Source organism: Cryobacterium serini, from assembly GCF_004404025.1.
Taxonomy (GTDB): Bacteria; Actinomycetota; Actinomycetes; order Actinomycetales; family Microbacteriaceae; genus Cryobacterium; species Cryobacterium serini.
In genome coordinates, this window is record NZ_SOHN01000008.1 from 466,422 (window position 1) to 475,562 (window position 9,141).

8 protein-coding genes are annotated in these 9,141 nt (G+C 64.2%); 6 read left to right on the forward strand and 2 right to left on the reverse strand.

The window, feature by feature from the left end:
* Window positions 1–25: 25 nt before the first annotated feature.
* The 6 genes from E3T51_RS05505 (at window position 26) to paaZ (ending at window position 6,910) form a co-directional block, all read left to right on the forward strand.
* Window positions 26–1,270, forward strand: a complete 1,245-nt coding sequence (locus tag E3T51_RS05505; protein WP_134528503.1) for a metal-dependent hydrolase family protein — start codon at window positions 26–28, stop codon at window positions 1,268–1,270.
* Window positions 1,271–1,334: 64 nt separating this feature from the next.
* Window positions 1,335–1,565 carry a hypothetical protein gene (locus E3T51_RS05510; protein WP_134528506.1) on the forward strand — a complete coding sequence of 77 codons (231 nt, stop codon included), beginning with the start codon at window positions 1,335–1,337 and terminating at the stop codon, window positions 1,563–1,565.
* A 38-nt stretch (window positions 1,566–1,603) separates the two neighbouring features.
* Entirely contained in the window at window positions 1,604–2,581 is a 978-nt protein-coding gene (locus E3T51_RS05515) for a hypothetical protein (RefSeq protein WP_134528509.1), read from the forward strand.
* A 143-nt stretch (window positions 2,582–2,724) separates the two neighbouring features.
* The gene (locus E3T51_RS05520; protein ID WP_134528512.1) at window positions 2,725–3,909 is read left to right on the forward strand and encodes a thiolase family protein; all 1,185 of its coding nucleotides are present in this window, start codon (window positions 2,725–2,727) and stop codon (window positions 3,907–3,909) included.
* A complete protein-coding gene (locus tag E3T51_RS05525) occupies window positions 3,909–4,802 on the forward strand; it encodes a 3-hydroxyacyl-CoA dehydrogenase family protein (RefSeq protein ID WP_134528515.1) in 894 nt (297 codons plus the stop codon). The genes E3T51_RS05520 and E3T51_RS05525 overlap by 1 nt, the downstream gene beginning before the upstream one ends.
* 50 nt (window positions 4,803–4,852) lie before the next feature.
* Window positions 4,853–6,910 (forward strand): phenylacetic acid degradation bifunctional protein PaaZ, encoded by a 2,058-nt coding sequence (gene paaZ / locus E3T51_RS05530; RefSeq protein ID WP_134528633.1) that lies wholly within the window; start codon window positions 4,853–4,855, stop codon window positions 6,908–6,910.
* A gap of 108 nt (window positions 6,911–7,018) precedes the next feature.
* Here the strand turns inward: paaZ and E3T51_RS05535 are convergent, their stop codons facing one another.
* Together E3T51_RS05535 and E3T51_RS05540 are read right to left on the reverse strand one after the other, a co-directional pair.
* Complete coding sequence (locus E3T51_RS05535) at window positions 7,019–7,396, reverse strand: DUF7882 family protein (protein ID WP_134528518.1); 378 nt, start codon at window positions 7,394–7,396, stop codon at window positions 7,019–7,021.
* A gap of 179 nt (window positions 7,397–7,575) precedes the next feature.
* A complete protein-coding gene (locus E3T51_RS05540) occupies window positions 7,576–8,826 on the reverse strand; it encodes a low temperature requirement protein A (RefSeq protein WP_166806390.1) in 1,251 nt (416 codons plus the stop codon).
* Window positions 8,827–9,141: the final 315 nt, after the last annotated feature.

The window sequence follows — 9,141 nt, forward strand, 5'->3', positions numbered from 1 at the left end:
CGCCGGCACCCACTGAAAGGTCCTCATGACTGTCTCTTCAACTGTTTTCCAGAATGCCCATGTTTTTGACGGCGAACGGTTCCTTCCCGAGCCGACGGACATTGTCTTCACTGGACCCACTGTCGCGGCGGTCGGCCCGCAGGCCGGATCTGACCCGGCTTTTGCGAACGCCAGCGTGATCGATTGCACCGGCAAGACGGTGTTGCCCGGGCTGATCGACCTGCACATCCACTCCACAACCTCGAACCCGGGATCACTTCAGGCTTTCACCGAACCGTTCTCCCTGCAGTTTTACGAATCAGTTCGCAATCTCGAAGCCACCCTCCGCGCCGGAATCACCTCGGCTCGCGACGCTGGCGGCGCCGATCTGGGCACCAAGCTTGCCGTTGACAGTGGACTGATCAAGGGTCCGCGCCTGCGGTTGGCAATCAGCATCATGTCCCAAACCGGCGGACACGCGGACTTCTGGCAGCCTTCCGGAGCGGAGTCCCCGACCATGGGTTCACACCCCGGCCGTCCAAGCGGAATCGCGGACGGAGTCGAAGAAGTGCGCAAGGTCACTCGGCGCATGCTTCGGGCCGGCGCCGACCAAATCAAGATCTGCTCGACCGGCGGCGTGCTCTCGCCGACGGATGACCCGCGGCACTCGCAATTCACCGAGGCCGAGATTCGGGTCATCGTGGAGGAGGCCGAAGCGCAGGGCAAATATGTCATGGCGCACGCGCAGGGAGCCGCCGGAATCAAAAACGCCCTCCGGATGGGGGTGCGCACGATTGAGCACGGAATCTATCTCGACGACGAAGCCATCGCCCTCTTCCTGGAGAAGAACGCGTACCTCGTTCCCACCCTCGCCGCACCGGAGGCTGTGATTCGCAAGGCCGCAACGGGACAGAGCGGACTCTCGCCGCTGGTTATCGCGAAAGCTCATCAGGTCATTGACATTCACCGGGAATCCATCAGACGAGCAGTCACCGCCGGTGTGCGTATCGCCATGGGCACCGATTCCGGGGTGGGCGTGCACGGCGAAAACCTACAGGAGTTAGCCCTGCTTGCCGGGGTGGGCATGACGCTCGAGCAGGTACTCGCCGCCACGACGTCGGTGGCCGGAGAACTCATCACGCCCCTCGGATCCGTCGGGCGATTAGCTCCGTCGTATGTGGCAGACGCCGTGGTCCTGAACGCTCGCCTCGACTCCGTCGAGCAACTCGCAACTCTCCCCACCATGATCGACCAGGTGTGGAAGGACGGCCGAAACCAGTTCCCCGTCTAGCCGATTTCGCATCGCTGCATGTCGGACCGTTTCGCTCAGTGCTGAGAAGAAAAGACCTGGACTCATGTTAGATCAACCCATTTATGTCGCTACGGTGATCATTCTGCTCCTCGCCGTCGGCGAGGTGATTTCTATTCTCTCGAAAGCATGGATACCTTCCCTGCTGATCATCTTCGTCGGATATCTCGTGCTTATCTGGACCGGCGTACTTCCGGCCGACCTGATCCCGAACTCGGCGTTCGCGGCCGTGGGTCGCTTCTGGTGGCGGCCGTCATCACACATATGGGAACGCTGATACCGATCAATCAACTCCGTTCGCAATATAAAGCAATCTTGATCGCGCTGTTTGGAATCGTTCTCGGTGCGGGGCTGATCCTCCTGGTCGTGTCGCCGATTCTCGGCTATGCCACGGCCGTGGCGGGCGCCGGGCCGGTGACGGGGGGCATCCTCGCGTACATCATCACCGCTGACCGCCTGACGGAGTTGGGCCTGAACCATCTCGTCGTCATCCCCGCCCTCGTCTTAGGCATGCAAAGCCTCATCGGCATGCCGCTCGCGAATATTCTTCTCCGTAAGTACGCGGTGAAACTTCGTGACGGCGGCCAACTGCAACCGGCCGCCGCATCAGATTCGAACACATCGAGTGCCCGTGATGGCAGCGACCGCGTGAGCGCCGTGGGTGCGCGCACCGCGCTTGCCACGAACCTGAAGGTGCGCACGACCATCGTGACAGCGAAAAAATTTCAGCTGCTGCCGGAACGCTTTCAGGAACCGACCATCATTCTGATGCTGTTACTAGCTTCGGGAAGCTTGGCCACGTGGCTGGGATCGCTCACCGGTGTCAACTATGGAATTTGGGCGCTGGCAATCGGGATTATTGGCCACGTGCTGGGAGTTTTCCCGCCCAAAATAATGCAGCAGGCAAATGCTTTCGGACTCGCCATGGCCACGGTTATCGTCGTCGTCCTTGCGAGCATGAGCGCGGTCACTTGGAATGACATGATGCAGGCGTTCTGGCCCGTGCTGTTAATTCTCGGTGTTGGGGGAATTGGCATTATCGCCGGAGGGTGGATCGCCTCAAAACTTTTCAAATGGGACCCGTTGAAGGGCATCCCCGTAGCTCTGACGGCACTGTTTGGTTTTCCGGGGGATTACATTCTCTGCCAGGAAATCAGCCGCTCCGTAGGGCGCGACGGGGAAGAGCAAAAGGCAATTTTTGACGAGCTGATTACGCCGATGCTCGTAGGCGGTTTCACCACGGTCACGACGGCGTCGATCGTGGTGGCGTCGATTCTGGTGCAGACCATCTAGTCGGCGCGGACGTTCGCGTCGCAACGATCAGAATTCGGGAGTTGCCGCGCGGGCATCCGTCTGCCAGAATTACCTTCCGAACGGTCGGTAATTTATTCCACGTTCCCGCAGATGCCCGCAGACACCGTCGTCAGGAGAGAAACATGGCTGAGGCCTACCTCGTTGGAGGAGTACGCACCCCCGTAGGCCGCTACGGTGGAGCGTTGGCCGCAGTTCGACCCGATGACCTCGCCGCGCTCGTCGTCGGCGAGGCCGTGCGCCGCGCCGGCATCGATTCGGGACTCATCGAAGAGATCATCTTCGGTGCCGCCACCCAGGCTGGCGAAGACAATCGCAACGTCGCCCGCATGGCCGGGTTGCTCGCCGGACTGCCAGACCACGTACCGGGAATCACCGTCAATCGGCTCTGTGCCTCCGGCATGTCGGCGATCACCATGGCCGCCCAGGCTATTCGCGCCGGCGACGCCGACCTTATGATTGCCGGCGGCGTCGAGTCGATGACCCGCGCCCCCTGGGTGCAGGCCAAACCCGACCGTGCCTGGGCCAAGCCCGGCGCCCAGTTCGACACCTCTATCGGCTGGCGCTTTGTGAACCCCAAACTCGCCGCCCGCGATAAGGCCACCTTTTCCATGTCGGAGACCGCCGAGGAGGTCGCCCGGCTCGACGGTATCACCCGCGAAGAAGCGGATGCCTTCGCCCTCCGCAGCCACCAGCGCGCCGCCGCCGCGATCGACGCCGGCCACTTCGTCGATGAAATCGTCGGTGTACCCACCAAAAAAGGTGAGGTGCTCGTTGATGAGGGCCTGCGTCGCGACACCACCCTCGAGGGCCTCGCCGCTCTGCGGCCCATTGTTGCCGGCGGTTCGGTCGTCACGGCCGGCAACGCGAGCTCGCTCAACGATGGCGCGTCCGCGGTTCTCGTGGCAAGCGGTGAGGCCGTGAAAAAGTACGGCCTCACGCCGCGCGCCAGAATCGTGGTCGGCGCCAGCGTGGGCCTGGCCCCGGAGATCATGGGCCTCGGTCCGGTCGCCGCCACCCAGCGTGCCCTCGACCGCAGCGGCCTGAGCATCGCTGACCTCGGGGCGATCGAACTCAACGAAGCCTTCGCCACCCAGTCGATCGCGTGCATCCGCCGCCTGGGCCTCGATGAAGAAATCGTCAACCGCGACGGCGGCGCGATAGCGCTCGGGCATCCACTCGGATCAAGCGGAGCTCGCCTCGTCGTCACCCTGCTCGCCCGCCTGGAGCGGGAAAACGCCCAGCACGGCCTGGCCACCATGTGCGTGGGTGTCGGCCAGGGCTCGGCCCTCATTTTGGAGCGTGTCTGATGTCTGTATCTGAACTTGAGCTCGGTGATCGCGGTGAAAGCGGCGTTCCCGATCGCGTCGGCATACTCGGCGGCGGTCGCATGGGCGCCGGCATCGCGCACGCCTTTTTGCTTGCCGGAGCCCATGTCGCCCTCGTCGAACGCAATGACACCGAGGCGACGGCCGCCCGCGAGCGGGTGCTGCGCGCCGTCGACGCGAGTATCACCCGCGGTGCAACCGGTGAAACCCGCCCGGAACTTACGGCTCGTCTCGTCGTTGGCGTCGATTTCGGTTTGTTCAGCGACCGGGAACTCGTCGTCGAAGCCGTTCCCGAGGTGCGCGCACAGAAGATCGAGGCCCTACAAAAGGTCGAGGCCCAACTTTCGGCCGAGGCCGCCCTCGCGAGCAATACCTCCTCGATCTCGATCAACGACCTCGCCGACGAGCTTGCGCGCCCAGCGCGTTTTCTCGGCCTGCACTTCTTCAACCCGGTGCCCGCCTCGAACCTGGTCGAACTCGTCACCGGCAGCGCTACCTCACCCGAATTGGTAGCGGATGCCCAAAGCTGGGTTTCTGCCCTCGGCAAAACTCCCATCACCGTCAGTGACGCGCCCGGCTTCGCCTCGTCCCGGCTCGGAGTGACCCTCGGGCTTGAGGCCATCCGCATGCTGGAGGAGGGCGTCGCTAGCGCTGCGGATATTGATGCCGCGATGATGCTGGGCTACAAGCATCCGGTCGGGCCGTTGAAACTGACCGATTTGGTCGGCCTCGACGTGCGTCTCGGCATCGCCGAGTACCTGCATAAGCAGCTCGGCGCCCGTTTCGAACCGCCGGCGCTGCTGCGCCGGCTCGTGGCCGAGGGCAAGCTCGGCCGCAAGTCTGGCCAGGGCTTCTACCACTGGGACGAAGCCTGATGGCCGCCCAAACCGAGGCCGCACCCCGCACGCAGCATGAAGGAGAACTCATGACGACCATTCTGCCCAGCTACGTCCAGGGCGCCTGGTGGACCCCCACCGACGCATCCGCTGCCGTCGACGTCTGTGACGCCTCGACCGGTGAGGTCGTCACTCGTGTCAGCACCTCGGGCCTCGACCTCGCCGCCGCGCTCGAGTACGCCCGCAGCGTCGGCCAGGAATCTCTCGGCGAGCTCACCTTTCACCAGCGTGCCGTGCTGCTCAAGCAGATGGCACTGCTGCTGACCGGGCGCAAACCGGAGCTCTACGCGCTGTCGAGCCGCACCGGCGCCACCAAGCTGGACTCCTGGGTCGACATCGACGGCGGCATCGGCGTGCTGTTCAGCTATTCATCGAAGGGCCGCCGGGAGCTTCCGAATGCCCGCGTCTACGTTGACGGGCCGGTTGAGCCGCTGTCCAAGGACGGTTCCTTCATTGCCCGCCACATCTACTCGCGCCTGCCCGGTGTTGCCGTGCAGATCAACGCGTTCAACTTTCCGGTCTGGGGCGCCCTCGAGAAGTTCGCGCCGGCCTTCCTGGCCGGTGTGCCCACCGTGGTGAAGCCCGCGACCCCCTCCGGCTACCTCGCCGAGGCTTTCGTGCGCATCCTGGCCGACTCCGGCCTGCTGCCGGAGGGTTCGCTGCAGCTCGTCTCGGGCAGCGTGCCGACCCTGTTCGATGACGTGCGCCTCGGCGACCTCGTCGCCTTCACCGGATCCGCGTCGACCGCCGAAAAACTGCGGGCGAGTGACTCGGTGCAGACCGGGGGAGTGCGCTTTACCAATGAGACCGACTCGATCAATGCCTCCGTTCTCGGAATGGATGCCGCCGCCGGAACCCCCGAATTCGACGCCTTCGTCAAGCAGGTCGTCACTGAGATGACCGTCAAAGCCGGACAGAAGTGCACCGCCATCCGCCGCGTTATCGTGCCGCGCGCGGCCATGGACGACGTGGTCGCGGCGGTGCAAGCACGCGTGAAGCAACGCATTGTGCTCGGCGACCCCCGCGCCGAGGGCGTCACCATGGGCCCGCTCGCCTCGACCGCGCAGCGGCTCGAGGTGCTCAAGCAGGTAGCCCGCCTGCAGGCCGCCGGCGGCGAGCTGGTTGTCGGCAGAACAGATGCCCCCGCCGTGTTGCACGCAGACGGCACGACCGCGCTCGCTCCCGATGGCGCTTTCCTCGAGCCGCTACTGCTGCGCTTCGACGACGCCTCGGCCGCCGCCGTACACGAGGTCGAGGCCTTTGGCCCGGTGTCGAGCGTGCTCGGCTACGACACCCTCGACGAGGCCATCGCCCTGGTGCGGCGGGGCGGCGGGTCGCTCGTGACCAGCCTCGCCACCCACGATCCCGAGGTTGCCGTCGCCCTGATGACCGGAATTTCCGCCTTCAACGGTCGCGTGCTCGTGCTCGACCGCGACGATGCACGCACCTCCACCGGGCACGGATCGCCGGTGCCGCAGCTCGTGCACGGCGGCCCCGGCCGGGCCGGCGGCGGCGAAGAGCTCGGCGGCATCCGTGCGGTGCTGCACCACATGCAGCGCACCGCCATTCAGGGTTCGCCCGAGATGCTCACGGCCATCACTGGAATCTGGCACCAGGGTGCGTCTGCGCGAGCCGGCGGCACGCATCCGTTCCGAAAGAGCCTCGCTGAACTCGTGATCGGTGACCAGATCGTCTCGGATTCACGCACGGTGACGCTGGCGGACATCGAGACCTTCGCCCAGTTCACCGGGGATACCTTCTACGCCCACATGGACGAAGCAGCGGCGGCGGCCAACCCGTTCTTCCCGGGCCGGGTGGCACACGGCTACTTGCTGGTCTCGTGGGCAGCCGGCCTGTTCGTCGATCCGGCGCCCGGGCCGGTTCTCGCGAACTCCGGCCTCGAGAACCTGCGGTTTGTCACGCCGGTCTCGCCCGGCGACAGCATCCGTGTCGCGCTGACTGCGAAGCAGATCACACCGCGCGAAACTGACGAGTACGGCGAGGTACGCTGGGATGCCGTGCTGACCAACCAGAACGATGAACTCGTCGCGTCCTACGACGTGCTGACCCTCGTTGCCAAGCACTAAGTCGCGGCGGATTCGAAAGCGGGCCTGCGCTGTGAGCGTGGGCCCGTATTTTATGAATCAGCCGTAGGTCCGGTCACCGACCTGTCTGCGGTGGTGCCGTGACGCGGACTAGGTCAAGACTGTGTCGGTGTGAGCGGTCGTTCGCGCGTCAATTGTCGTCTTCGGACGCGCTGCCAAAGTGGCGACCGGCAGGGAACCCGCCTCACTGACGATCACGAGCCCCTGGGCGCTGTTGGCCGAGCGGCTGAGTTCCTCGATCCACTGTCGATTCAGCGTGGCTGCGTGTCCGCCCACGTATTTGAAATACAGCGGGATGGCCTGGTTTAGCCAGACAGAGCTGCGACCAGACCCCACCGAGGGGGAATCCTGCCAGGACAGGAGAAAGCTCTCGCCCCGGCGCAGCTTCTGCACAATCACGAGTTGTAGGTGCGAGAGGATGCGATCATCGACCTCCACGACGACGCGGTCATACGTGAGAGAACCCATGATTGCCTTCCTTGTGTTTCAGCGACCTTGCTTATTTCAGTATCTCGGTTGCGCGGGCGCAACAGTAGAGTCGAACGACCCCATTGGTCATTCACTCGCTGCGTTCGGGGCGTGGGTCCAGTCCCTGGGCTCAGGTTGTAAAGTGGGCCCGGGTTCTTACGGTGGGGCCCGGCATACGCTCAGCCGGCGTCGTCGTCGGTCGTACCGGCGTGAACCCGCGTGATGGTCTCCCATGCCGCAACGGTGACCAGAATCACCGAGGTCACCACCCCCAGCCCGAGCGGAGTCAGGACCGTTGCCGCCACACCGGCCAGCGCGAGCAGCCCGAGCCCGACCAGATGGGAGACGAGCAGCGTGCGCGTGACAATCCAGCGAAAGAGCAGCAGTCCGATCAGGTAGCACAACGGCCCGCCGACAATGGTCACGGCCACCGGGAGCGTCATTGCACCGTCCGGATGCTCCAGCAACGACTTGTCCGCGACCGAGGTCAGCACGATTGCCGCAATGATGATCGCATGCACGTAGGTGTAAGCCAGCCGAGTGATGCGGCCCGGCTCGTTCGATGCCGCGATTGCTTTGCTCCCCGCTCGCTCTCCATGATCGAAGTAGAGCCACCACATGGCCACGCCGTTCACAAAGGCGAGAGAGAGCCCGGCTATCCCGAGAGCGGATGCCGGCTGATCGACAAATGCAAACCCGGTCACGAGAAAGGACTCACCGATGGCGATGATTACGAAAAGGGCACTGCGCTCGGCGATGTGGGGACCGGAAACATCCCAATCGTCGACGCCGGGCGCTTTCAGCCCAGGAATCCGAAACCCGAGACTCGCGGAGCCGTACTCGATGACGAGGGCGATTAGCCAGGCCGGGAGACGAAAGGCCAGCGGAAGCAGCGCCCCGACAATCCAGAACGCCCCGGCGACCGACAACCACAACAGAATACGCAAGAACGTTGCGTGTAGCGCCGGATCGTGCCGGGCGAGGGCGAGCACCATGAACACCGTGCGGCCCAGTTGCAGGGCGACGTAAGCGATCGCGAAGACCAGCCCTTGGTCGCCGAAAGAGTCGTAGATTGACGTGCTGATCACGAGTCCTACGAGAGAGAGCATAATCACGACGCCGCGCACGGGAAGCCTGGCCGGGTCGAGCCAGTTAGTCACCCAGGTCGTGTATACCCAGAGCCACCAAAGCGCGAGCACCAGAATGATCGACTCGAGCGCGCCGCCCCAGGACTGGTTGGCGTAGAGATAGCGCGACAGTTGGGTGAGGGCGAAGACGAAGATGAGATCGAAGAACAACTCGATGTAGGTCACCCGGTCGCTGCGCTCCGAGTCTGCTGGCCGCAGCAGGCTGCGATGAAACCCGAGGCGCAGTATCCACCCGCGGTGTTCGAGCGGATGCTGCTGGGTCGTCTTCACTGGTCGGCTCACCTCTTCAGTCTCCCCTGCACACCGGGCATTTGGCACTTTTACTTGCGTCCCATTTACCCGCCGGCCCAGCGTTCCGGCCCGGCCCGCCCAACGGACGGGGCATGGGCCCCGTCCGTTGCCCCATGTTCAGAAGGTGGGCCGGGTGGGCTGGGTGGGCGTCTACGGGTGGGGGAGCGGATGTTGGCGACGCGACACGCCCGGGTGGGGGGCGTTTTGACGGGTGGGTGTGGGGACCGTAATGTATCTATACGTACCCCAAAGGTGCGAAAAGCCGCAGTGCTTTTCGGCCTCACGTGGGACCATCTTCTAGTCAGA

Bases quoted from the DNA above. Each gene is read 5' to 3' on its own strand.
- E3T51_RS05505 (WP_134528503.1), top strand. From the start codon at position 26: ATGACTGTCTCTTCAACTGTTTTCCAGAATGCCCATGTTTTTGACGGC.
- E3T51_RS05510 (WP_134528506.1), top strand. From the start codon at position 1,335: ATGTTAGATCAACCCATTTATGTCGCTACGGTGATCATTCTGCTCCTC.
- E3T51_RS05520 (WP_134528512.1), top strand. From the start codon at position 2,725: ATGGCTGAGGCCTACCTCGTTGGAGGAGTACGCACCCCCGTAGGCCGC.
- E3T51_RS05525 (WP_134528515.1), top strand. From the start codon at position 3,909: ATGTCTGTATCTGAACTTGAGCTCGGTGATCGCGGTGAAAGCGGCGTT.
- paaZ (WP_134528633.1), top strand. From the start codon at position 4,853: ATGACGACCATTCTGCCCAGCTACGTCCAGGGCGCCTGGTGGACCCCC.
- E3T51_RS05535 (WP_134528518.1), bottom strand. From the start codon at position 7,396: ATGGGTTCTCTCACGTATGACCGCGTCGTCGTGGAGGTCGATGATCGC.